General features: G+C 37.7%; 31 protein-coding genes and 2 riboswitches. Of the genes, 15 read left to right on the forward strand and 16 right to left on the reverse strand.

Annotation, left to right across the window (positions count from 1 at the left end):
• Positions 1-52: 52 nt before the first annotated feature.
• Positions 53-2,098 carry a catalase gene (locus tag E2636_RS00070; RefSeq protein WP_243840702.1) on the forward strand — a complete coding sequence of 682 codons (2,046 nt, stop codon included), beginning with the start codon at positions 53-55 and terminating at the stop codon, positions 2,096-2,098.
• Between the two features lie 363 nt (positions 2,099-2,461).
• On the opposite strand, the gene E2636_RS00075 is transcribed toward E2636_RS00070, so the two are convergent.
• From E2636_RS00075 to E2636_RS00105, 7 genes are all read right to left on the reverse strand, one after another.
• Complete coding sequence (locus E2636_RS00075; protein WP_134207890.1) at positions 2,462-3,211, reverse strand: FixH family protein; 750 nt, start codon at positions 3,209-3,211, stop codon at positions 2,462-2,464.
• A gap of 195 nt (positions 3,212-3,406) precedes the next feature.
• Positions 3,407-3,748, reverse strand: a complete 342-nt coding sequence (locus E2636_RS00080) for a zinc ribbon domain-containing protein YjdM (protein ID WP_134207892.1) — start codon at positions 3,746-3,748, stop codon at positions 3,407-3,409.
• Between the two features lie 138 nt (positions 3,749-3,886).
• A complete protein-coding gene (locus tag E2636_RS00085) occupies positions 3,887-4,450 on the reverse strand; it encodes a GNAT family N-acetyltransferase (protein ID WP_134207894.1) in 564 nt (187 codons plus the stop codon).
• 134 nt (positions 4,451-4,584) lie between these two features.
• Positions 4,585-5,349 (reverse strand): energy-coupling factor transporter transmembrane component T family protein, encoded by a 765-nt coding sequence (locus E2636_RS00090; protein WP_134207896.1) that lies wholly within the window; start codon positions 5,347-5,349, stop codon positions 4,585-4,587.
• Positions 5,342-6,805, reverse strand: coding sequence for an ABC transporter ATP-binding protein (locus E2636_RS00095; RefSeq protein WP_134207898.1), 1,464 nt, complete (start codon positions 6,803-6,805; stop codon positions 5,342-5,344). Before E2636_RS00095 ends, E2636_RS00090 begins: the two co-directional genes overlap by 8 nt.
• Positions 6,798-7,397 (reverse strand): ECF transporter S component, encoded by a 600-nt coding sequence (locus E2636_RS00100; RefSeq protein ID WP_134207900.1) that lies wholly within the window; start codon positions 7,395-7,397, stop codon positions 6,798-6,800. The genes E2636_RS00095 and E2636_RS00100 overlap by 8 nt, the downstream gene beginning before the upstream one ends.
• Position 7,398: 1 nt before the next feature.
• Positions 7,399-8,004, reverse strand: coding sequence for a YkoF family thiamine/hydroxymethylpyrimidine-binding protein (locus tag E2636_RS00105; RefSeq protein ID WP_134207902.1), 606 nt, complete (start codon positions 8,002-8,004; stop codon positions 7,399-7,401).
• 123 nt (positions 8,005-8,127) lie between these two features.
• A riboswitch (TPP riboswitch) is annotated at positions 8,128-8,235 on the reverse strand.
• 162 nt (positions 8,236-8,397) lie between these two features.
• Between E2636_RS00105 and E2636_RS00110 the strand changes: the two genes are divergently transcribed.
• From E2636_RS00110 to E2636_RS00130, 5 genes are read left to right on the forward strand one after another with little or no spacing between them, the layout of a single operon-like run.
• Positions 8,398-8,784, forward strand: coding sequence for a GntR family transcriptional regulator (locus tag E2636_RS00110; protein ID WP_134207904.1), 387 nt, complete (start codon positions 8,398-8,400; stop codon positions 8,782-8,784).
• Entirely contained in the window at positions 8,784-9,890 is a 1,107-nt protein-coding gene (locus E2636_RS00115; protein WP_134207906.1) for a DUF1648 domain-containing protein, read from the forward strand. The genes E2636_RS00110 and E2636_RS00115 overlap by 1 nt, the downstream gene beginning before the upstream one ends.
• Before the next feature lie 16 nt (positions 9,891-9,906).
• The gene (locus E2636_RS00120) at positions 9,907-10,107 is read left to right on the forward strand and encodes a PLD nuclease N-terminal domain-containing protein (RefSeq protein WP_134207908.1); all 201 of its coding nucleotides are present in this window, start codon (positions 9,907-9,909) and stop codon (positions 10,105-10,107) included.
• Positions 10,104-11,006, forward strand: a complete 903-nt coding sequence (locus E2636_RS00125; RefSeq protein ID WP_134207910.1) for an ABC transporter ATP-binding protein — start codon at positions 10,104-10,106, stop codon at positions 11,004-11,006. The genes E2636_RS00120 and E2636_RS00125 overlap by 4 nt, the downstream gene beginning before the upstream one ends.
• Positions 11,003-11,785, forward strand: a complete 783-nt coding sequence (locus E2636_RS00130; RefSeq protein ID WP_134207912.1) for an ABC transporter permease subunit — start codon at positions 11,003-11,005, stop codon at positions 11,783-11,785. The genes E2636_RS00125 and E2636_RS00130 overlap by 4 nt, the downstream gene beginning before the upstream one ends.
• Before the next feature lie 300 nt (positions 11,786-12,085).
• Here the strand turns inward: E2636_RS00130 and yhfH are convergent, their stop codons facing one another.
• From yhfH to E2636_RS00145, 3 genes are all read right to left on the reverse strand, one after another.
• Complete coding sequence (yhfH, locus tag E2636_RS00135; RefSeq protein ID WP_134207914.1) at positions 12,086-12,214, reverse strand: protein YhfH; 129 nt, start codon at positions 12,212-12,214, stop codon at positions 12,086-12,088.
• 363 nt (positions 12,215-12,577) lie between these two features.
• Complete coding sequence (locus E2636_RS00140; RefSeq protein ID WP_192812632.1) at positions 12,578-12,751, reverse strand: membrane lipoprotein lipid attachment site-containing protein; 174 nt, start codon at positions 12,749-12,751, stop codon at positions 12,578-12,580.
• Between the two features lie 149 nt (positions 12,752-12,900).
• Positions 12,901-13,305: an HIT family protein gene (locus E2636_RS00145; protein WP_134207916.1), complete on the reverse strand. Its 405-nt coding sequence runs from the start codon at positions 13,303-13,305 to the stop codon at positions 12,901-12,903.
• 94 nt (positions 13,306-13,399) lie between these two features.
• On the opposite strand from E2636_RS00145, the gene E2636_RS00150 reads away from it, so the two are divergent.
• From E2636_RS00150 to E2636_RS00170, 5 genes are all read left to right on the forward strand, one after another.
• A complete protein-coding gene (locus E2636_RS00150; protein ID WP_017381953.1) occupies positions 13,400-14,110 on the forward strand; it encodes a CBS domain-containing protein in 711 nt (236 codons plus the stop codon).
• 170 nt (positions 14,111-14,280) lie between these two features.
• On the forward strand, positions 14,281-14,667 hold the full coding sequence (locus E2636_RS00155; protein WP_134207918.1) for a VOC family protein: 387 nt from the start codon (positions 14,281-14,283) through the stop codon (positions 14,665-14,667).
• A gap of 110 nt (positions 14,668-14,777) precedes the next feature.
• Positions 14,778-15,395, forward strand: coding sequence for an NAD(P)-dependent oxidoreductase (locus E2636_RS00160; protein WP_134207920.1), 618 nt, complete (start codon positions 14,778-14,780; stop codon positions 15,393-15,395).
• A 17-nt stretch (positions 15,396-15,412) separates the two neighbouring features.
• Positions 15,413-16,225 carry a metallophosphoesterase gene (locus E2636_RS00165; RefSeq protein WP_134207922.1) on the forward strand — a complete coding sequence of 271 codons (813 nt, stop codon included), beginning with the start codon at positions 15,413-15,415 and terminating at the stop codon, positions 16,223-16,225.
• 35 nt (positions 16,226-16,260) lie between these two features.
• Positions 16,261-16,746, forward strand: coding sequence for a GNAT family N-acetyltransferase (locus E2636_RS00170; RefSeq protein WP_134207924.1), 486 nt, complete (start codon positions 16,261-16,263; stop codon positions 16,744-16,746).
• A gap of 94 nt (positions 16,747-16,840) precedes the next feature.
• Here the strand turns inward: E2636_RS00170 and E2636_RS00175 are convergent, their stop codons facing one another.
• Positions 16,841-17,029, reverse strand: a complete 189-nt coding sequence (locus tag E2636_RS00175; protein ID WP_134207926.1) for a CsbD family protein — start codon at positions 17,027-17,029, stop codon at positions 16,841-16,843.
• An 85-nt stretch (positions 17,030-17,114) separates the two neighbouring features.
• Between E2636_RS00175 and E2636_RS00180 the strand changes: the two genes are divergently transcribed.
• From E2636_RS00180 to E2636_RS00190, 3 genes are all read left to right on the forward strand, one after another.
• A complete protein-coding gene (locus E2636_RS00180) occupies positions 17,115-17,846 on the forward strand; it encodes a sulfite exporter TauE/SafE family protein (RefSeq protein WP_134207928.1) in 732 nt (243 codons plus the stop codon).
• A 33-nt stretch (positions 17,847-17,879) separates the two neighbouring features.
• Positions 17,880-18,902: a PQQ-dependent sugar dehydrogenase gene (locus E2636_RS00185; protein ID WP_134207930.1), complete on the forward strand. Its 1,023-nt coding sequence runs from the start codon at positions 17,880-17,882 to the stop codon at positions 18,900-18,902.
• Positions 18,903-18,965: 63 nt separating this feature from the next.
• Complete coding sequence (locus tag E2636_RS00190; protein ID WP_134207932.1) at positions 18,966-19,376, forward strand: pyridoxamine 5'-phosphate oxidase family protein; 411 nt, start codon at positions 18,966-18,968, stop codon at positions 19,374-19,376.
• Positions 19,377-19,697: 321 nt separating this feature from the next.
• Here E2636_RS00190 and E2636_RS00195 read toward each other — a convergent pair whose 3' ends face one another.
• Positions 19,698-20,333: a pentapeptide repeat-containing protein gene (locus E2636_RS00195; protein ID WP_134207934.1), complete on the reverse strand. Its 636-nt coding sequence runs from the start codon at positions 20,331-20,333 to the stop codon at positions 19,698-19,700.
• A 268-nt stretch (positions 20,334-20,601) separates the two neighbouring features.
• Entirely contained in the window at positions 20,602-21,564 is a 963-nt protein-coding gene (gene corA, locus E2636_RS00200) for a magnesium/cobalt transporter CorA (protein ID WP_134207936.1), read from the reverse strand.
• A 226-nt stretch (positions 21,565-21,790) separates the two neighbouring features.
• Here corA and E2636_RS19505 point away from each other — a divergent pair, with 226 nt between their 5' ends.
• Positions 21,791-21,913, forward strand: coding sequence for a hypothetical protein (locus E2636_RS19505; RefSeq protein ID WP_279587108.1), 123 nt, complete (start codon positions 21,791-21,793; stop codon positions 21,911-21,913).
• A 60-nt stretch (positions 21,914-21,973) separates the two neighbouring features.
• Here the strand turns inward: E2636_RS19505 and E2636_RS00205 are convergent, their stop codons facing one another.
• The 3 genes from E2636_RS00205 to E2636_RS00215 all read right to left on the reverse strand — a co-directional run bounded on the left by E2636_RS00205 (position 21,974) and on the right by E2636_RS00215 (position 23,494).
• Entirely contained in the window at positions 21,974-22,405 is a 432-nt protein-coding gene (locus E2636_RS00205) for a hypothetical protein (RefSeq protein WP_134207938.1), read from the reverse strand.
• Positions 22,406-22,554: 149 nt separating this feature from the next.
• Complete coding sequence (locus E2636_RS00210; protein WP_134207940.1) at positions 22,555-23,121, reverse strand: hypothetical protein; 567 nt, start codon at positions 23,119-23,121, stop codon at positions 22,555-22,557.
• A 166-nt stretch (positions 23,122-23,287) separates the two neighbouring features.
• Positions 23,288-23,494: a hypothetical protein gene (locus E2636_RS00215; RefSeq protein ID WP_134207942.1), complete on the reverse strand. Its 207-nt coding sequence runs from the start codon at positions 23,492-23,494 to the stop codon at positions 23,288-23,290.
• A 721-nt stretch (positions 23,495-24,215) separates the two neighbouring features.
• Positions 24,216-24,317, forward strand: a riboswitch (guanidine-I (ykkC/yxkD leader).
• The last annotated feature ends 36 nt before the right edge of the window (positions 24,318-24,353 follow it).

Below are 24,353 nucleotides of genomic sequence, written 5' to 3' on the forward strand. Positions count from 1 at the left end.
TAATTGGTGGGCTTTTTATATTTGCTAAAAAAATGATTCGAATAGGTCATTAATGGTAAAACCTATACAGAAAACAAACAATCCATGCATTTTAGGAGGCATTAAGTTGGGGAAAAATAGAAAAGATGAACAGTTAGAGCAATTTCGAGTGGATGACCGTAATAAAAAGATGACGACAAATCAAGGGGTGAAAGTGTCAGAAGATGAGTTTTCTTTAAAAGCGGGTTTACGTGGTCCCACGTTAATGGAGGACTTTCATTTTCGTGAAAAAATGACGCATTTCGACCATGAGCGAATTCCAGAACGCGTTGTACATGCGAGAGGATTCGCAGCACATGGTGAGTTTGAATTATATGAATCAATGGAGCAGTATACGAAGGCAGGATTCCTGTGTGATACGTCTATGAAAACACCTGTATTTGTACGTTTTTCAACAGTTGTAGGATCTAAAGGGTCAGCTGAGACAGTACGAGATGTACGTGGATTTGCGACAAAGTTTTATACGCAAGAAGGTAACTATGATTTAGTCGGTAACAACATGCCAGTGTTCTTTATACAAGATGCGATTAAATTTCCCGATTTAGTTCACGCAATAAAGCCGGAACCACACAATGAAATGCCACAAGCATCATCTGCACATGATACGTTTTGGGACTTTGTCGCCAATAACCAAGAGTCAGCACATATGATTATGTGGTTGATGTCTGACCGCGGTATACCCCGAAGTTTCCGTATGATGGAAGGCTTCGGTGTACATACCTTCCGCTTTGTAAATGCAAAAGGTATAGCTCATTTTGTGAAATTCCATTGGAAACCAGTGTTAGGTGCTCATTCATTGGTGTGGGATGAAGCACAAAAAATTAGTGGAAAAGACCCAGATTTCCATCGTCGTGATTTATACGACTCCATTGAAAGTGAAGATTTCCCTGAATACGAATTAGGTGTTCAAATACTGGCAGAAGCGGATGAATTTACATTTGATTTTGATGTGTTAGATGCGACCAAGATTTGGCCGGAAGAAGATGTGCCAGTCAAAATTATTGGGAAAATGACACTCAATCGCAATGTAGACAATGTCTTTGCTGAAACAGAGCAAGTGGCATTCCATACGGGACATGTTGTTCCAGGTATCGATTTTACAAATGATCCTCTCTTGCAAGGTCGTTTGTTCTCGTATACCGATACGCAATTAATTCGACTAGGTGGACCAAACTTTCATGAAATCCCAATTAACCAACCGGTATGTCCTTTCCATAACAATCAACGGGACGGTTATAATCGAATGACGATTAATAAGGGTCCAGTGAGTTATCATAACAATTTTCTAGCGAGCAATACACCTGCGACTTCAAGTCCTGAAGAAGGTGGTTTCGAGCATTACCAAGAGAAGGTAGAAGGTCGTATAGTACGCAATCGAAGTGATAGTTTTAAAGACCACTTCTCACAAGCCACGTTGTTCTGGAACAGTATGAGTAATGTCGAGAAAGAACATATTGCAGAAGCGTTTTGCTTTGAAATTGGGAAAGTAAAAAATAAGTCGGTTAAGCAACAATCGGTTGATATGTTTGCAAACGTGAACTTAGAGCTAGCGAAAGTGATTGCAGATTCTGTCGGTGCAAATCCGCCAACGAGCAGTGGTTCTGCTATTACAAAAGCATCACCTGCACTAAGTCAAGAAAACATGGTGAAGAAACCAAGTACACGTAAAGTTGCTGTTATTGCGAATCGAAACGGTGATGTAAATCAACTTGGAAAAGTCGTGCAAGAATTTAAAGACTCTGGGTTAAAAGTAGAGATTGTTAGCGATAAACTGGGGAACATCGGTACACTACCAATTGCTCAAACATTCATAACGACTGATCCAGTTTTGTATGACGCGATTTATGTAGCAAGCATGAGTGATGATAAGAAATTCAAAAAAGAATGTAATCGGTACGTAATGGAAGCATTTAATCACTATAAAGCAATTGGAGCTACCTTAAACGCAGTATCTATCCTTGAAGCAAAAAAAGGGAATCCTGGCGTTGTAAACAGCGGAGAAGTACCAGCCTTTGTAGATGCAGTTACAGCACATCGTCACTGGAATCGTGAAATATAAAGTAGATGAAATGAGGGGTTCCCAACAGAGCTCCTCATTTATTTTTGTAATTTTGCAGCAATGCGCGTCAGTTGCTGCCCTTAAAATACATCGTTCAAAGGAGCTTAGTTGTAAATATTGGCTGTCACGTTGTAAAAATAGACCTCCACGTTGTAAAAATCGGGATTGACGTTGTAATAGTTAAATTATGGAAGTGTTTTTAAAGTAAAATGTTGATGGATAGTGGTATTTTTAACTGATATTGGATGAAAAAGGGGTCAGTTGAAAATTTTCTGCTCAAGTTGGAATTGGTCTCAAAGTTGAGATGAACATAAAAAGGGTTATCCATGAGGGACATACACTCACGGATAACCCTATTTATATTTATTTAACGGTGTAAGTATTTTTCTCGTGATCGTGTAAGTCATCACCTTTTGTTACATGAACTTCAATATCGTAGGTACCTGACTTGGTAAATGTAAATTCTGTTTGATAAACACCAGCTTCTTTTTCTGGAGCATCCACCCATGTATGTTGGTGAGAATCACTACGGAAAATTTCATATTGAACACGCGCGCCTTCAAGTGGTGCGTCCGATAGTGAAACGTTGGCTACTAGCATGGTAGCTTTCCCAACAGTGGTCGTTCCCTCTGTAAAATCAATCGTTGTAACTTGTTCTTGATGGAGATCTTCACCGTGTGATGCTTCTTCTTCAGTGGTCGTAGTAGCATTTTCTCCACCTGTTACGGTTACTTGTTTTGTAGGCATCGTATGCATGGTACGCGCTGTCACATGTGACGTAATATCATACATGTCGTTTGTTTCAAATGTATATTTAATTTCGTAGTGTTTGTTTTTATTTAATGTAGCTTCAATCATTTCTTTTTCACCAGTAGTCAAGTTCATGACTTCAAACATCACTTCATCAGCATCTTCTACAATTTTCCCACCTTGACTAACGACTGCAGTAAAGAATACTTCTTCTCCTACAGTTGCAGTTACTGGGACTGTTAAATCAACCTCTAGTATTTCAGGTACTTCATCAGAAGTTGTTGGTTTCGGTTCTTCATTAATTCCACACGCACTTAGCGTCAGTGCTGCAAGGATTGAGCCTATTGCAAAAAATCGTTTCATTTATCATGCGCCTCGATTCGGTTGTTTCATGCCATTGTAGCAAAAAATCATATGAACTGCTGTGACGGAAATCAGAATTATTTTTCTTGATTAATTATAGGAACAGGAAGATAGGGAGGTGGAGGACTAAGGGGGCGCTTGCATACAAATATATAATCCCCACAAAAACAGAAAAGTGTTTAAGTGGGGAATAGTTTAAACTTTTTTTACAAATTCGGATTTTAATTTCATAGCTCCAATACCATCAATTTTGCAATCAATATCATGATCTTCATTAATTAAACTAATATTTTTAGCTTTAGTCCCTATTTTAATAACTAATGAAGTCCCTTTTACTTTTAGATCTTTAATTACGGTTACAGAATCCCCATCGTTTAAGATATTCCCATTTGCATCTTTGTAAATCTTTTTAGCTTCACTTTTTTCTGTTTCTACTTCCAAAGTCCACTCATGAGCACATTCTGGACAAACACAAAGACTGCCATCTTCGTATGTGTATTCGGAATTACATTTTGGGCAATTTGGTAATTCATTCATTAGTTCATTTCCTCCAATTAGTATAAATAATTATTCTTAATTATATTTGAAATCCAGCAATAAAGTGGGGTAATATCTTCTATTATATACGTAAAATACTTCATAACTAAGTTTCTCATACCTCATAGCTAAAATTTTTCACAGAACTTTAACCATGTGATGGAAGGTTCCACCATAGATTTCCCAAGGTTCTGCTACGTGATACCCAACCCGTTTATATAAACGAATAGCTGCTTCTTTTTCTAGTTCTACATTAAGTGCCACTTTAGAAAAGCCAGTGTCACGAGCTAAGTGCTCTGCGTGAGCTAGTAATAAACTGCCAATCCCTTGCCCTCGGAAGTCAGGATTTACGGAGACTGTATCAATATAGTATTCATCTTTACGTGCCTCAGGAGGAATTATGATAGAATCTCCCGTTTTCTCACGTAACCATGACACTAAGTTCGCATCTAAAGGAACTGCATCGGCTCCGGAATACAGCACCATCACGCCCATGATCTTATCATCTTTTTGTGCAATACAAGTTGTTAAATAGGAATGTCGATTGTCTTCGCGCTTAAACAACTGAATTAACTCTTTTCGCACTGCAGCGGGTTCCTTTTCACCAGTCATTTGCTCAGCAATATCGCCTATAGCTTCGAGTATAAGTGGAACAGCTACTTCAGCATCAGATGGACGTGCTTTTCGTATATGTATGTTCATGATGTTCAGCTCCTTCACTCCACTATACCAAAAAAAATGGAATTTCATCCATTGGCAATAAGTATGGAAGGAAAAGCTATAAAAAAAATCGCCTTTCGACAGTTTGTGTCAGCAGGCGATCTTGTGTATTTTTATTAGTAACTAAGTAACACTCCTGCCACACAACTTCCTAGTAACAAGACCATAATGATGGCTGTCAACAACCAATCTCGCCCTACGATGCAAATAGGTTCGTAATACGTAGAACGACGTTCGCCAGTAAAGCCTCGCGCTTCCATAGCGAAGGCGGTGCGTTCTGCACGCCGCACTGCTCCTGCAAGTAATGGAATTAACAATCTTCGAATGCCTAATAGTCGTTGCCACATATGTTTTTCTTCACCAATTCCCCGTAATCGGTGAGCATGGCGAATTTGAACGAGCTCATCCTTTACAACGGGTAAAAACTGGTAGCCAACCATCACGCCATACGCGAGTTTTGGGGATAGGCGCAACTGTTGCATTAAACTCATCACAAATTTCACCGGATCAGTTGTAAATGCAAACATCATCGACATCGAAGAGAAAGCAAAAACCCGGAACGCTAACGATAAAGCCGTATTCCACTGCACATTAGTCACTTCAAGCCCACGCCATACGAAAATGATCTCGCCACTTGTATCCGCGGCAAATAACACGGTGGTCCATAAATAACCAATAGCAGTAAATCCAATGGGAATCATAAACAAACACCAAATCTTCCAGTTCACTCGACTAAACAATAGTTGCAAAAGAATGACACCAATGAAAAACAGGAAGGGAGTCCACGGATTAAAAAACCACGCTAAAGTTAACATGGAAACTAGAACTAAAATAAATTTCAAACTAGGATTCATAGCGTGTAACCATGTGCGATTAGACATGCGAAATTCCTCCGTTCGGTGACACCAATTGGTGATGGTTTAACAAATTTGTTTGCTGCCACAACACATCATTTTTAAAACGACCACTTAATTCACCATTGTTTATTAAAAAAACAGTATCCGCAATGGCGGACGCAAACGTCATATCATGCGTCACGATCAACACAGCTAATCCCTCTTTTGCTCGGGCATCGATTAAATGAAATAACTCTAATAGAGCAGCAGCATCTTGGCCGGATGTAGGTTCATCAAGCAGAAGGACAGGTCTTTTATCAGCAAGCATCGCCCCAATGGCCACGCGCCTTTTTTGTCCATGACTGACTGCAAAAGGGTGAGCGTGCCTAATTTCATTCAAACGTAGTCGGGTCATGATATCAGAAATCTCTTCTTCGTTTGCATGATTAGAAAATCGGATTTCCTCTGCTATGAGTTGCGTGACAAACAAATGCTCTGGTGACTGTGGAACGTAGCCTGGAAGTTTGTTTCCACTCTCAATACGTCCCTGTGATTTTTTTAAGATGCCGCATACTGTTTTTAAAAAAGTGGACTTCCCACTGCCATTAGGTCCCGCAAGTACGGCGATTTCTCCTCGTTTGAGACTGAGGGAAATATTGTTTAATAACTGTTTGTCTTTTACATGGACACTTACATCACTTGCTTCAAACGCTATTTCCGGTTCTATGGTCGATTTTCGTTTAGGGAAAACGATAGGAGATCGTGTCGGATTTTCTTCGATGGAAAACGTCCCTGAAGTTGTGACATAAACTGCACGATTAAAAAATGTCCCCCACACATCAAGGCGATGCTCAATCGCGATTATCGTTAAAGCGTGAGAAAATTGCAAAGCATCTAACCATTCGACATAGTGTTGTGCAGTTAATGGATCCAGATGGGCAAGTGGTTCATCGAGCAACAACACTTCCGGCTCCATTAAAATCGCACAAGCGGTTGCTACACGTTGTTTCATTCCTCCAGATAACGTTTGAATAGTAGAGTGTCGAATGTCAGAAAGTCCCGTCATTTCGAGTGTACTCGTGATGCGTTGCTCCATTTCTAAGCGTGAGACGTGTAAGTTTTCTAGTGTGAAAGCCATCTCTTGTTCAACGGTTGGCATACAGAACTGAGTGTCAGGATCTTGAAATACAGTTGCAATTCGACGGTTAATTTCCCCAGCAGCATAAGTCGCTGCATTTTTATCCCAAAGTGAAATAAAACCTTCTAGTTCACCATCACAATTGTCGGGATACAGACGATTTATTAAGTACAACAGGGTGCTTTTCCCACAACCACTTGGACCATATAAGACGACTCTCTCTCCGGCTAGTATAGAGAAAGTAATATTTCTGAAAATGGGTACTTCGTCTTCTGGAAATTGAAAAGTGACATCTTTAAAGTTAATAATTGTCGGTTTAATTTCTGTTTCAATAGTTGATTTTGTAAGGAGGCTATTAACCAATGGTCTCACCTTTTATTTTGTGCTTGTTAGATGTTTCACGTGAAATCGCGTATCCACGAAGAGCACCAGTTGCGAGTAAGCCGTCCGATAAATACTTGCCACCTAAACCTGCAATGACAGCTCCACTTATGACACGAAGCGTAAACATTAAAACTAACAAAGAAGGTTCAAGAGCTGAGTAGCCAGATACTAAAAAGCCGTATGCAAAGCTAAAGACTGCGGAACCGACACCAGCTAAACAAAGTACCCACCAGTTATAGCGCTTATAACCAGTTGCTGCAAATGCAGCTTCTGCTCCTAAGCCTTGAACAATACCTGATAAAATCAAGCGCGGACCAACTGCATTGCCAATCATCACTTCAATCATAGCGGCCATCGTTTCCGACAATAGAGCGGCACCTGGTTTTCGAATGATGTAAGCAGCAATAATAGAGACGATAAACCAAATGCCGTACATCCATTCATAGGCAATCGGACCAATTATACCTGCCCAAATATTTCCGACATGGACAAATAGTAAATACACAACAGCGAACACAACGGCAAGTACTGACATTAAAACGACTTCTTTGAGTTTCCATGACTTCAACATTCTACGCCTCTCCTTTGTGAGAAGGACTATTGATGCTCATGTTAACAGTCATCACTAAGTGTTTATATTGTTCTGAACGAGCATGTGTAAAGGCTTCTTCTAGGAACGCAAATACTTCGTGAATATCACCATGGAGTCCACTCGCATAATGCATCGAGTCATTAAAAACACCATATTCTTTTGCACGAGCAACTTCTTTATAAATGACCGACATATAGTCGGGGTTATTCATTGGATAGAGCGCAAACTGGGATGACACATATTGTTTGATCTCCCGAATTTGTGGTTCATTTAACAAGGTGTCATCTTTCTCTAAAAACACATCTCCCGCAGAATCCCCAGGACAACCAATCGAAAAGGTCCCGTTAAATGCCACATGTGCACCTGTTTTCGATGCATGTAACACTATGGCTCTCACTGTATCAAAGACGTGAATTTGCTTACCACGCATGACTGTACTAACGTCGTCGGTATGCATCCAGACATTCGATGTATCCGCTTCGTGCAAAGCCCCTTTAATAATCTCAATAAAATTATCTGCCATTGGATGAAGCGAAAATCGCAACCCCACAATTGGACTGATTCCACAACTAAACTCTTGTGTCATTTCCATCTCCTCCTTTTAATTGGTGTGATTAGAGAAGAAGTTATCCCTAAGTCACCGTTTTTGAACATAAAAATAGCCACATTCGACGTGGAATGCAGCTGTTTTGCTCAAAAGAAAAGTTGGGCAAAAGTCGCCGCACTTCCTCACGCCAGTATTACCTGGATCGAGTGTTAAGGGATCGGAGCTAATGCTCTCATCTCAGCCAAAAATATAGCACCCCTAGTGCAGTAATCGTATGTAGTTTTTTAAATGTTTAAGAACGGCTTCATTGTAACGTATGAAAAACAGATTGTAAACCAAGCAAAAAAATAAAACTTGTCAGAAATGAAATTCTGTTCTATATTATGTATAACAAAACTGTTCTAGTATTAATAGAACAAGTGGGGGTCGCATATGTTTATTGAGATTGAAGCAAATTCGGCCATGCCGATTTATTTGCAATTGGCCCAACAAATTATTGAAGGTGTTGCGAAGGGTAGCTTGAAACCGGGCGATTCATTACCATCTGTTCGCGCATTTGCTGCAGACCTTGGCATGAATATGCATACCGTAAATAAAGCGTATCACTATTTAGAAGACAAGGAATTCATCCGAATTGTACAGAAAAAAGGCGTATTCATTCACGAAAATGGAGTTCGGAAAGCTTCTGAACTAGATCGTCTACGCTTGATAAAAGAATTACGTCCAATTGTTGCAGAAGCACTTTGTTTACAATTATCATCAGCAGAAATCGAGCTGTTAATAAAAGAAATTAGTTTAGACTTGAAGGAGGAAAAGTAATGGCTGCCGTCATGTTTATGGTCATTTTAATTTTCATAATTGTCATTCAAGCTTTCTTACCAAAGTTTTTAAAAGACAGTGAAGCATTTGGGATATACATTCCCGATACTCACGTCAAAGACAAACGACTAGAACAAATGAAAAATCGCTATACACAACTCGTTTTAACAAGTGGCATAGTGATTCTTGCGATTTTCATCGGTTGGCTTTGGGTGTTCCGTCCTGCTGAAGAGCCAATTGTCCTTGCTGGGATGGCTGCTCAACTAGTGGCATTAATTTTCTCAATGGGACTCTATGCAAAAAACCATATCGCCTTAGCCAATTTTAAGAAAGACGAAAAGTGGACTGAGGGCCAGAGTGAGCGAAAAGTGGTGGACCTACAATTTCGCGAACAACTTAAACTGCTACCAAATGTGTACTTTGTCTTGCCTATGTTAATAACTCTCGGTTTAGGGATTTTGGGGTTGAGCCAATACGATACGCTACCTAATCAGATTCCAACACATTGGGGACCAAGCGGCGAAGCAGATGCATTCGCAGAAAAAACTTGGATTTCGATAAGTGCTTTACCTTTCATGACACTTATTCTTCAAGGGATGATGCTATTTTTCAATGGAGCCATGAAACAATCGGGTGCGAAGATTCAGGTCCGACATAAGAAACGTTCGCGTGAGCAACAACTTGCTTTTAGGAAATATTCAAGTTGGTTATTATTTGTTATAGCGATTGCCATAACTTTGTTGATGGGCTATCTACAATTAACGATAATTTACCCCGAAACGATGTCTTCAAGTGTTACGTTAGGATTCACACTAGGCTTTTTAGTCATCATACTGGGATCCGTTCTGTATTACACCGTAAAAGTAGGACAGAGCGGTACAAGAATTGCGGTGTTGGAGCAAGACGTCAATTCACAAGATGTCATTGATACGGACGATGATCAATATTGGAAGTTTGGTTTAATTTATGTGAATAAAAATGATCCAAGTATTTTGGTCGAAAAGAGATTTGGGATTGGTTGGACTGTAAATATGGGGCATAAAGGCAGTTGGATTTTCCTTGTCTTATTATTTGGTAGTATTTTTTTGATAGCAACATTACTTTGAAAAAGGAGTGGTAGAAATGGATTTTCTGGACAACATTTCATGGGGGCTTATCGCACCAATAGTTATTATTCAACTGTTATTAGTAGTTATCGCACTTATTGATTTATCAAAAATATCTCAGACTAACGGGCCTAAGTGGGTTTGGGCATTAGTCATTATTTTCATTAATATTTTGGGGCCAATTGTTTACTTCATCATTGGGAGAAAACAATCATGACAACGTTTTTAGAAGCACTTAACTTAACGAAAACATATGGGTCAGAAGCGGCTGTGAATGAAGTGAGCTTTTCACTTACCGATAAATCATCGACTGCTTTAATCGGGCCTAATGGTTCAGGGAAAACGACGACCTTATCGATGTTAGCGGGATTATTACAGCCGACATCCGGTGTGATTTCATTAAATGGTGAAGAACATGCAGATGTTCGAAAAAGTATAGGATTTCTTCCACAATATCCTCAATTTTTCTCTTGGCTAACAGCGTTAGAGTTTACCGAAATGGCCGCGAAACTAAGTGGAATGGAGTCACGTCATGCAAAGCTGGAAGCACAAAAAACACTCGAATTTGTAGGGCTAGGGGAAGCGTTACGGAAAAAAACCGGTACTTTCTCAGGTGGGATGAAACAACGCCTTGGATTAGCACAGGCCATTGTGCATAAACCGAAATTATTATTGTTGGATGAACCCGTCTCCGCACTCGATCCAGTAGGAAGACGTGAAATAATGAATTTATTGAAAAGCTTACAACAAAACATGACGATTTTATATTCTACTCATATATTGAATGACGCTGAGGAGATGACGGATCAACTACTGTTTTTACGAAAAGGTGAATTAGTAGAACAAGGTTCTCTAGGAGATGTGAGAGCGAAGTATGATACACCACGTTATCGCGTGGAATTTACAAGTGACCAAGATGCGCTCACTTTTGCCGCAAGGGCTCCATGGAAAGTAAGTTACCAAGGGAGATTTGGCTTTATTAACATGACCAATGAATTGCCGGAGATGAAGGAACTGTTGGCTTATTTAGCTAATAGTGGGCTAGACGTTAGGAAAGTCGAGCGTCAAACTTCTAGCTTAGAAGAAATCTTTATGAAGGTGGCGGGACACTCATGAGAGATTTACTGGTTTTATTCCAAAAGGAGTGGCGTGAAAACACCCGTAACTATAAAATCTTATGGATTCCATTGATTTTCATTTTCTTCGGGATCACTGAACCGGTAACTAATTATTACTTGCCTCAAATATTAGAGGCAGTTGGAAATATTCCAAAAGACGCGATGTTCCCATTCCCTGAATTTACACCCGCACAAATTCTAATGTCTACAATGGGACAGTATCAATTTATCGGTATGTTGGTCATCGTTCTCGGCTTTATGGGGACGATTTCAAGAGAGAGAAAAGATGGAACCGGGACATTAATTTACGTTCGACCGATTTCGTTTTTGAGTTATTTCCTCAGTAAGTGGAAAGTTGTCGGCATTATAGTGTTAGGTAGTGTATGGCTCGGGTTATTGACGAGTTGGTATTACACGGAGCTATTGTTCGGAAATGTGGCTGCTGCCGATTTCTTTGCATTCGCTGCTACCTATAGTGTATGGATTGTATTCGTAGTGACTGTTATTTTAGCCGCGAGTGCCTGGTTACCAACAGGAGGCGCTGCTGGAGTATCGCTCGGATTGGTGTTGGGGGTTCAAATAATAGATTCCTTACTAGGGACTTATTGGACTGTGTCTCCATGGAAGCTATCAACCTATGCGACGCAGTGGTTGACAGGATCACCAGATTTAACTCATTTCTGGTTGAGCATTGTAGTAACGATTTTGGCAGTCATAGCGATGGTAGCCTTTGGCGTATGGATGTCAAAACGCAATGCATCTAAAACTAAAGTGTAAATTGAAATATCCTCCAAAATGAAATGAAAGTAATTAAAAACGATTGATTTTTTGTTTGTTTTATTCACTAGCGTCCTTTCTAAAAAAATGTGGAAAGGACACTAGTGTTTCTCTAAAAAACTATGAAGATTCAACAATGTAGAAAAAAGTAATGTTAAAAAAATTTGCTTAGGAACTAAATGCACCCATCATAAATGGTGAAAAAACACATAAACAAACTCTTCTTTTCGGAAGAGTTTGTTTATGTGTTTTTTAGTTTTAACCTCATTTTTAACTTCCTTTTTCCTAAAATCATATTATTTACTCTTCATGTTTATTCATACAATGCTCACATTCGTATAAATATGATTCATGTTGCTCATTAATTTTACATCCACATTCACGACATTCTTTTTCAGGCAAGTTCCGGTAAAATTCTAAAGTTTTCATTTTTACTACCCCCATTAATTTTTTATTAAATTCATTGTACTATAACAGATTAATAAAAACAACACTGTTATAAAAATTAAATTTAAATATTTTTAAACACATACTTTTGCATACAAAAAATGTTGATAATAATAGTTTATTTAAGGTTGTTATTTTCAGAACGTTTTTATCAAAAAAATGGTGGTCACAATGAAAGAATCGTAACCCGTGTAAGATGTACGCATGAAGAATACCTTCTAAATGTACTACTACAGTATTCCCGTAATCTCTATCTGCCTAAGGCGGTTCACTTGTGGTTAATCAGTGTAGTAAAAAAAACCCCCTCCAAAATGAAATGGAGAGGGACTGTCTTTTGAAAAATTATCACTTATTTGTATTTGACATATCGGATTTTTCATCTTCCGTCATTGACTCTGGTACGAATTCTCTTTCTTGACCACTTGGTTCCTCTTGAGTACCAATGGCACCTCCATTATTATCAGTTCCACATCCTGTAAGCATAAACATAGCTAAAATAGCGAATAATAAAGATTTCATATACAAATTTTTTCCTCCTGTATCAACCTAATTTTAGTTTCAAGTTTAGGTTGCTCAAGCAGGTGTGAAATATGTATTTTAAAATGACTAAAACTTGAAATATTTCTATGGTTTTTCTGCTTTTTCTTGTGCAATATTACTTGAAGCTTTTATCTTCCTGGTCTACGATTTTCCTCTGATTTGAACCATGCACGAATTCCTTTTCCGGCAAAAGGTTCGTCTTCAAAACGAGGAAGGATATGAAAATGAGCATGAGGGATTGATTGATTCGAAGCTTCCCCCACATTCCAACCTAGCGAATAGCCGTCGGGTGCATAATTGTCGTCGGCATATGTTTTCACTTGTTGCATTAATTCGTATGTGGCTCCCCATTCTTCAGGAGTTAAATCAAACACTGTTTGGCGATGGACTTTTGGAACGATGAGTCCACTACCTTCTAAAATGGTTTGATGATCTGGATGTTGTAAATAACGACAATACTTATTTTCAAATATGATGTGTTGTTGTGAATCATTTTCTGGATGACAAAAAGGACAATTTATTACTTTCTCCAAATGTATCACCTCCTCTAAAATCAATTGTAATAAAATCAAAAGATAATAAGCAAACTATGGCGAATGAAATGAGTACCAATGGGAGGAATTAAAGATGGATTCACAAGAGCAGACAAAGTTTAGAAACTCTGATCGCTTCTTAACGGCTTTTCGTCGAATGGAACAATCAATGAAAGAAATTATTGGAACTACCGATCGTTTATCATTTCATAAATTAGTTGATCTTTCTAAGCGTAAAAATGCAATCATCCGTAGATATGAAGAAAAATTACGTGAATATGCCACCCTGCGAAATGCGATAGTACATCATAAAACATCTACTGAATATGCAATTGCAGAACCTCATGATGAAATTATCGAAGCACTTGAATTAATTGGAGAGGCGGTAGCGAGGCCGGTTACAGTAGGTGAAATGTTTGAAAAAAACGTAAGCATCCTCCAAGCTAAAGATACGTTAAAGGACGCTTTACTAATTATTCAAGAAAAACAATATTTACAAATACCTGTGTATAATGGGAAAGTTTTTATTGGTTTATTTACATCAGTGGGACTTATGTTTTGGATTGCAAACAATGTCGAAAAAGGAGATATTTCCTGGGAAATAACAGTAGAATCTACACTTAAACATGAAAATAAAAAAGAGAATCATCTTTTCGTCCCCCGTGAAATGTCCATTTTCGAGGCTGAAGAAATATTTAAAGAATCGCTGGCTAATGGCAGAAGACTAGAAGCCTTGCTTATCTCTGACCAACTAGGTTTAGTAGGCATCGTCACAGTTTTGGATTTGATGAAAATTAAAACTTAGGAGTAAATCATATAAAGCAAAAAGAAAAAACCCTTCCAACGTCTGGGAGGGTTGCCGCCTATTATTATTCACTCAAGAAATTATACATATTGTCCCTCATTGCCAATAATCCTTTTTAAAAAAGCAGAAAACTCTTACTATGGTATTCTAGATGAAAAGGGGGATACAACATGTTACATCACGTAGAAATGAACGTTTCAAAATTACAGAAATCAAGAGAGTTTTATGATTTATTATTGCCGAAACTGGGCTATACACTGTCTCAAGAATGGGAATTTGGGTTTAGTTATAACTTCGATCATACATATTTAGTATTTGTTCAAACGGTCGAAAAGCACTTAGAGCCTAGCTATCATAGATCAGAAACGGGACTTAATCATCTGGCATTTCACGCACAATCACGTGAGCAAGTAGATGAAATCACTAGTATTTTAGAGGGTCAAGGAACGAATATTCTCTACAAAGACAGACACCCGTATGCATCAGGTAAGGATGTATATGCCGTTTTCTTCGAAGATCCAGATCGCATTAAATTGGAAATTGTAGCGCCTAATTAGAAGTGCTGAAATCGTCTTTCAAATTTTTTTCTATGACATTGGTTTAACCTCGTTAGCCAGATAGTTTAAATTGCTTTATGATTATATAAAAGGTTTGGGGGGGAATTCCCATGAATATTACGATATTCGGTGCAACAGGTAGAGTTGGACAAGAATTTTTACGTCGTGCACTCGAAGATGGGCTTCGCGTGACTGCACTAGTGCGTACACCATCAAAATTAACACTACATGAAAACTTAACCATCTTACGAGGAGATATTCGTGAGTATGCGTCTGTAAATCAAGCAATTGAAGGCGCAGATGCTGTATTTAGTGCAATTGGAACAGATAAAACAACGACATTAACTGAAGCAATTCCACTAATTATAGAAGCTATGAAAAAAGAAAACATTAAACGAATTGTCACAATCGGCACTGCAGGGATTTTGCAAAGTCGATCCAATCCTGAAGAATATCGATTCCAATCAACTGAATCTAAACGTCGTTTAACTTTTGCAGCAGAAGAGCACGCAAAAGTATACGAGCAATTAGCCGCTACGAATTTAGAGTGGACGATTGTGTGCCCTACATATTTACCAGACGGTGAAGCAACTGGACAGTTGAGAATAGAACGCAACTTCTTACCGTTGGATGGCGTTAAAATATCAGTCGGAGATACAGCATTTTTTGCTTACAAAGAATTGCTGGACCCGGAGTTTATCAATTCAAGAGTTGGTCTTGCGTATTAATTTAGAAGGAGCTCTGTATGTTTAAAAAACTAGTAAAATACTTTCTTGCTATTGCAAGTTTGATTGTATTTTTGTACGTCAATAATAACTGGCTTACTGTCTCAAAATACATAGTTGAATCATCGAAAATCCCTGCTTCTTTTGACGGATATCGCATTGTACAAGTGTCTGATTTACATGATGCTACGTTTGGTGAAAACCAACAACGTTTAGTTAATAAAATTCAACAAGAGAAGCCAGATATGATTGTGATTACAGGAGATATAATCGATAGTAACCGCTATGATTTACAAAATAGTTTAGATCTCATTGATCAAATTATTGAATTAGCTGAAGTTTACTATGTAACTGGTAACCATGAAGTCGCTACAAATGATGTCGATGAAATTAAAGAACAATTAACAGCTCGTGGAGTTCGTGTTCTATCCAATGAAACACTTCCTATTGAACGAGACGGTGAGACCATTTCCTTGACTGGAATTGAAGACCCATTAATGGGAGACGTCGCTACAGATATGATTGCTGCTTCCAATGTACCGAGTGACGCGTTTACGGTACTCCTCGCGCATCGACCAGAAGATTTTCAATCTTACGTGGATGCTGGAATAGATGTAACATTGTCAGGTCATGCACATGGGGGACAGTTTCGAATCCCATTCGTTGGTGGGCTTGTTGCTCCGGGACAAGGCTATTTCCCGAAGTTTACAGCAGGCATTTATGAACAGGACCAGTCGAAACTTATTGTCAGCCGTGGCCTTGGAAACAGTATAATCCCAATTCGGTTATTCAACTTGCCTGAAATAGTAGTAGTGACGTTAAAGTCTAACTAATTTCCTGTAATTACAATTTAAGGGGGCGGTCCATCATGCTAAAATCCATTAAACTTGTACCTTATGATTCAATTCACCAGTCAGCATTCGAAGTTTACCCATTACCACCAGAACAACTGAAATATACATCGCTTCCGTTAGATCTTCTTACTAACGATGCGCAATCTAAATTACCGGTCACAATTTTAGCAGAAAACATGATTGTAGGTTTTTTTGTGTTAGATGTCAGTGATGATCGCTACTTTTACACGGACAATCCAAACTCCATTTTATTTCGTGGATTTTCGATTCACCCAGATTATCAAGGACAAGGAATCGCAAAAAAAGCTCTTCAAGCCCTGCCAACTTTTATTCATAAACAATTTCCTCAAATTGATGAAGTAGTTCTTGGTGTGAATGTACATAACGAACCTGCTCTACATGTTTATATGAAAGCAGGTTTTATAGACGAAGGTCGTCGACACATGGGAGCTAAAGGTCAACAATTTGCTCTGCATTTACATGTATCATACCCGAAATAATTGTTGAAGATTAAACCAATCCTAATAGATATCGATTACTAAATTATGGTATACAAAAAACAGTTGCCCTCAATTACGAGCAACTGTTTTATCATTATTTATTTGTATGACGTTCTTTTGCTTCACCAATTTTTTCTTGTACATTCCCTTTAACTTTGTCAATCTTACCTTCAGCTTGTAATGAGTTATTATCTGTCGCGTTACCGACCTGATCTTTTACTTCACCTTTGGTTTTATTTACGCCGCCTTTAAGTTTGTCCGAAAATCCAGTATCTTTTGTCATTGTAAGTTCCTCCTAAAAGTTAGTTAATTAGAAAATACCCATTTCAACTTGTTATAAACAAACTGTTACTAGAAAGAGGATGCTCATGGAATACATTTGGTTAGTGATCATTGGGTTAATTGCCAATGTGCTCGGTACGCTCGCTGGTGGTGGAGGTTTGATTAGTTTACCTGCCATGCTAGTTATGGGAATTCCTGTTCATTCCGCCATCGGAGCAAATAAAGTCTCGAATACAGTCAGTTCATTATCCAGTTTTATCGTGATTTACAAATATAAAGAAGTGACTGTGAAAGAAGCAATGATTATGATGCCTTTGTGTCTTGGAGGGGGGATTGCAGGAGGATTAGTTGCATCTGTATTAACCGAGAGTACCATGACAATTATAGCAGTTGTGTTGCTTAGCTTCGCTTTACTGACTTCATTTTTAGGGTCGAGTGATTTTAATGGAAACCGACCTCTCGTGGTAAATAAAAAAAATGGGGTTACTCTATTTGGGATTGGCCTATACGATGGAGTTTTTGGACCAGGTTCAGGCACATTGATGATGTATGTGTTATCACATCTGGGTATTTCATACATACGAGCAGTTGGACTCGCACGAATTGCGATTTTTTCCAGCTGTTTTGGTGCATCCATTACTTACATAGCAACAGGGAAAATAATGTGGGCCGTGACGATTGCATTGTTAATAGGGTCCGTCAGTGGTGCACAAATCGGTGTTCATCTTGCGCGAAAGTTGAAAAAAGAATACGTAAAACCGTTGTTGCGCATAGTAACGGTCGCATTACTTATTCAAATTATCGTATCCAATATATAAAAATGTGAAACATAGTGAAAGAGGTGGGAAGTAGTGAAAAAATTACTTTTACTAGCAGTAAGCCTTGTTGTTATGAGTGGTTGTGGATTTCTAGCAGAAGGAGAAACTACCGCCAAACCAGAAACCTTTAAAGAAGTGGCCACAAACCTTCAAGTACCATGGTCAATTAATCAAGTTGATGACGAATTTTACATATCTGAGCGTGTCGGTACGATTGCTTATGTAAAAGCAGATGGTACAGTCGAACATCAGGAAGTAGAATTTTCATCTCCTCTAGCTAATGTATCTGAAGCGGGTTTACTTGGTTTTATCTTGAAACCTACCTTCTCAGAAACAAAGACGGCATTTGCTTATTACAATTATGATGAGGGAGAAGGTCCATTTAATCGTATTGTGACGTTAAAATTAGTAGGAAACGTCTGGCAAGAAACGGACATACATTTAGAGGGAATCTCAACTGGCAATGTACATCACGGAGGCCGTCTTGAAATGGGTCCCGATAATTTGTTGTACGCGACAATTGGAGATGCATCGAATCCGAATTTAGCTCAAGACCCAACATCAAAGAACGGTAAAATACTCCGCTTAAATGCCAATAGTCAATGGGAAACAGTGAGTCTTGGTCATCGTAACCCACAAGGTCTAGCATGGTCTGATGATGGTGTTTTATTTGCCTCTGAACATGGACAATCTGCAAAAGATGAAATAAATAAAATTGAACAAGGTCAGAATTATGGCTGGCCACTAATTGAAGGAAGTGAAGAGCGTGAAGGTTTCGTAGCGCCTTTACTTCACTCAGGTGAAAATACTACATGGGCACCTTCAGGTATGACTTTTCATAAAGGAAAATTATATATTGCAGCACTTCGTGGAGAAGGCATATTAGTGGTTAATGTAGAGACAGCAGAGCTGGAAGAGACCATTACTGGATTTGGGCGAATCCGAGATGTTTTTTCCAATGGAGAAGAACTATACTTTATTTCAAATAATACGGATGGTCGGGGAAAAGCACATGAAAATGACGATAAGCTTTACCAATATGTAGATAAAAAATAGCATATTGGTATGTTTAAGTGACGGCAGTGAAAGGAATACTTTCACAAAGGAGCTGATTTTCAAGTGAGTAAAAAACAAGCATTAAATATTTTAAACGAAAGCCGAATTGGGACAATGGCAACAGTACAAAGCAACAAACCCCATTCAAGATATATGACGTTCTATAATGAGGAATTCACACTTTACACGCCAACGAATAAAAATACACATAAAGTCGAAGATATTGAAGCCAATCCGTATACGCATATTTTGATTGGTTATGAAGGAGAAGGCTTTGGAGATGCGTTTTTAGAGATTGAAGGAAAAGTTAGTGAAAGTACAGACGAAAGTTTAAAAGAAAAAATATGGAAAGATAATATGAAGCATTGGTTCGAGGGTCCAGATGATCCAAATTTATTAATTTTAGTAGTGAAACCATCAACCATTCGTTTAATGAACAAAAGCGGGAAACCACCTGAAACCATTGAATTTTAAGTATGCCTTATCTGTTATAAGAAAAGCTCGCTCACTGTTGAGAGTGAGCTTTTTTTGTTCCTAATCCCATTAATTAATCAAACTCGTCTCAGTAGATGGGGAAATTAGCAGACTCCAAAAGTCCGTCAACTCAACGATGTATATTGTCTGTATAAATGATCGGTGAAAAAAGAAGAAGTGAGGAGTAGGAAGGCATGTACTTCCTCATGCGGATGTTATGTCAACTTGGGAGCGTAGAATATGCAGTATGAAATTCATAATTAAATAATAAAAAAGCCCCTTAAAATTAAAGGGTGCTTTTTAGAAAAATCTATAAAAAATTCAATCTATAATCACTAGACCCATTAAAGAAGACAGGGTGATTGCTTGATATGAAGATACTTTACACCCTCGTAATTCATCTAGTGAAACTGTTAAACCTCGAAACTCAGAAGTGCTGAGGTCTATACCCTTTAAAGGAGTTTGATCAAAACTTACGCCATCAATATTACAAGAAAGATACTTTGTTTTAATCAATTTACAATCATAAAAATCAGCACCTTTTAAAATAGAATTTTCAAAGATCACCTTATTTAAGTTTGCATGTCCAAACGAGCTTAAATTTAAAACAGAGTTATCAAATAAGACGTTGCCAAATCGAGAGTCTGCGAAGTTGACCCCAAGTAATTTACAACCTTTGAATGACACCCTATGAATACTAGCTTGACTTAAATCAGCATTTGAAAAATCGCAATTCTCAAAACTGACGTCCATCAAACTAATATTATTGAAAACAGTATTTTGAAACGTTGAGTTTTTCACAACCATATTTGTTAAGTGGACTTTGTCAACATTTTCATGATCAAAAAACGTATTTGTTATTAGACAGTTCTTTAATTCAGGGTCTTCCACATTAAAAATATCTTGGAAGTTTGCTGGGGATAGCTCTTTTGGAATCCTAGGCAAATCAATTTTCATATTAACACCTTCTTAAGTAGTTTATTTTGATAACACGACAAGCAAATGGTTAGTTTATGTCCTTTAATTGGCTCACTCTTTGGCCACCTTTATCTTACAGTTTACTCAATAATATTTCATATGATATTACTTCAATTAATATTTGCCCTCACAACTTTCAATTCAAATTCATCGCTATATTTTGCCATATAAAAAACACCCCAAAAGTTAGATTTTTACTCTAACTTTTGGGGTGCAGCACCAAAGTGGTCCTTTTTCATGAGTTTCATTATTGTTTAAATAAATTCATCCATCCTTTATGTTTGAACCAAGCTAACATGGACAATCCAATTAATATCATTGCACCTAGCGCAATAAAGTAACCATATTTCATCTCAAGTTCAGGCATGTATTCAAAATTCATCCCGTAAACTCCTGCGATAAATGTGAGTGGAATGAAAATTGAAGACACTATCGTTAAAATCATCATAATACGGTTCATGCGGTTTGAGTTCATTGCCGTGTAGCTGTCGCGAATATCCGCCGTAAGTTCTCGGTTTGACTCGACAATTTCCGTTAGTTTCACAAGATGATCAGAAATATCCGCAAAGTATGTATGCTCGTGTGGTTGAAGGTCAAAACGACTCGAATTCAACACGCGGTACATTAAATCACGCATTGGCATAATCGTTCGACGTAACCACAACAAGTCACTACGCATTTCAAATACTTTATCCATTGAAAAGTGCTTCATATCAAATGTCATCTGTTCTTCAATTTCATTTAAATGATCTTCAATCTTGTGAACAATAGGAAAATAAGAATCGACCACTTTATCAATAATTTGATACGTGGCGTAAATGGCACCACGCTCCCAAAATGAAGCATCACGTTGTAATTTTTCGCGAACTACATCTAACTCCTCTACTGAAGAATGGTGAAATGTGACGACAAAATTTTTGCCAACGAATATATCTAGTTCCTCGGCTTCTAACGTCTGCTCATTCATAGTATGAACAACGAAAAATTGATAGCCATCGTAATAATCAATTTTTGGTCGCTGCAAACGATCTAAACAATCCTCAATAGAAAGAGGATGGAAATGAAAGAAAGAATCGAGTAATGACAATTCATCAGAAGTCGGTTTATCAAAATCAACCCAATACCAGTCAAACGGTTTTTTTTGAAGGTCTTCTAAAGGGAAATCAATTATTAATTGACTGTCCTCGGTAACGCCAAATGTTCGAATCATAGTAAACCCTCGTTTCAACGTAAAAAAATCTATATGTAGTGTACCACGAAACTAAACGACGCTTTCAAAGTAGTCGATCATGTTCACATCGAGTGGGAGAAATTTGCTAGTAGAGGGGGAGGGATGTGGATAATTATTCTAAATAATATCTTAACATGTCATTCATATCCTCTTCATACTCATTCACTACACTAAACTTGCAAGTTCAAATTAGAGGAGGTCTTATATGAGTAAAAAGAAGAAATATTTTTCTATTGCTATCTGCTCATTTATTGCAATCGGAGGAACCTTTGTAGTATTCCCAGGACAGAAACGATCTAGTATACCTATACCGATGAAAGCAAGATAAAAGGTTATTTAAAATAAATTTTTCATTTGCAGTGAGGAAATAACGAAAAGAAATTACTATTTACATCCCTAATACAGTAATATACTTAGTTGAGGTTTTTTTTGCCTCAATCCACACTTGAAAGTCGTCAATCATCAAGATCAGTTGCTTGAGGTTTGTATCATAGTTTTCCATAAAATCTTTCTCGGAATTGGTGAATGGAAACCCTATAACATCCTTCAATGTATCTGGAATAGGATTATTAGTTAGATAATTCTTCACTTTCTCCAATTCCTTCATAATTAACTTCCAAGTATCAACTTCTATTTCATTGTAAGAAAAGTAATCGAATTTTTTATAGCACTTTCTAAAAGTAGGTATAATATAACAGAAATTTTCTTCGGTAAAATAAATTGAAGACATATTCCAACACTCGTCTTTATACTTATCTGGTAGTATTTCAATATAACAACTGTCTTCGAGTGTAGCAACGTCATAAATTATTTCAATCATTTAATCACCCCTTGCCATTGTAAATCTTACTAATCTGAGATTAATTTGAAACCGTTGTATACCCATTATGATGTTTGATCAAGTCTGAGAAATAAAACCGACTCAAATAATGTATGCGTTCAGTAAGTAAAAGGATACTTTCTTTCAAGCTATTCACTCTTAAATAATCGATTCCATAAAGTTGGTTTTCCTTCCTCAGGCGCTTGTAGTATGATCTGTTCTTCCATTGCTTTTTGTCTCTCCCGTTGCAGTTGAATATCAAGTCGTAATTGCCCTATGCTATCAAGAAGCACTTGATCACGTTTTTCTTGATAGTATTTTTCGTTTTCGAGATGTTCATGCAAGAATTTAATTTGATCATGCTGTATGCTTATCAACTCTCTCAAATTGACCAACTCCTCATGAATTTCCTGCGTCATATCGTTGTTGTATCGTTCTTTTACATTGTGAGTACCACTAGCAACCTCTGCGTTTTCAGCTCCTATTGACCACAAATAAACAGCATCAGCAGATGATTTTAATGTCATATCGGCGTTTTGTTTTAATGCTATAAATTTTTGAAATGCGATCACGTCTTTATCGCTATACCAGCGTTGTTTTTGCTCATTACGATCAAATATATATCCAGATCCTTCTAAGAGTAACGAGTACTTTCTTAATGTGGATTCTTTTACATCGACCAATTCTGAAATCTCTGATGGACTATAAGATGCCATAATTTCTCCTCCATACACTCATATTTTCAAACACCTTTTATAGACGTAAAAGTATCGAAGTTGTTCATTTATTCAAGCGTTATGACGCTGTAACAGTCTACTTTAATAACCAACCCAGTTGGTTATTAAAGCTTAAGAAATCATTGCCCAAACTATGAGCGTCTTTTTACATAGCTTTAATGATTTTCACAACTCCATAAGCTGACAAATAAGATAGCGGAATGAGTATAAATAGGATAGTCATGCTAATCATTGACCCAAGGGATGAAGAAGGCATATATAGATTACTAAAGAATCCAAATAGCTGGAAAAACCCAATAAAAATAACGACAGATATGACAAGAATAATAATCTTATTGGTAATAAATTTCAATTTGATACCCCCTTAGTTTTTTCGATCAATGCCTTCATAGTTAGAGTTGTTATGTCTAACTCACACCTAAGCTGAAATGGGTCATAATGACATTACAAAAGCTCGTGACACTGTATTTTGCGACGAGTAGCCGCAGGAGCAACACGAAGTTGCGTATTTAGCCTTTTAGACCATCATGCGTAAACAAGTTCATAAATCGGTTGTATTCAGCGCTGGTGATGATCTAGAATGCGCTATCTGCTTTTTTAAAAACGCAAATTTTCTCTCAGCGTAAGTGAATTTTGTTAAATGATATATTCTTGTTTAGTAATCTTTAGATTGCACATAAAAAATCATCCTATCTAAATATGAGTATGGGTGTTTTCATTTTACAAGATAGGACGATTTATTTTATACAGGTGAATGATTGTAGTGAAAGGCGGCGACTCCAGCGGGAAAGCGAGTCCTGGTGAGACCCCGCAGGAGCTTGCGACGAGGAGGCTCACGGACCGCCCGCGGAAAGCGTCCGCCTGTAACGGAAATCACTATACAGTAGTTGATTGCTGGTAAATAACATACTTATCAGAATATTTATTTAATGATGGCATTTGTTGGTATAAATTACAAGAGTTGATTTTTAATTTTGTAATATGGGTATGAGCACCTCTATTGACTCATGGTCTATAGTGTAATAATCTAGCGTTACACGATAATTTCATAAAGCGTCATTTAGTCATATGACGATCAAGTTTTCTAGGGTTCCGCAAACAACTGGTTTGGTCTGGTCCAAGAGAAAACGCTTTGCGCATGCAAAGATACACGGAAGGACAAAAGCCTGGGAGATAACGTATTTTACGTTAATTTCTCAGGTTTATTTTTG

It is taken from the genome of Paenisporosarcina antarctica (assembly GCF_004367585.1).
Lineage (GTDB): Bacteria > Bacillota > Bacilli > Bacillales_A > Planococcaceae > Paenisporosarcina > Paenisporosarcina antarctica.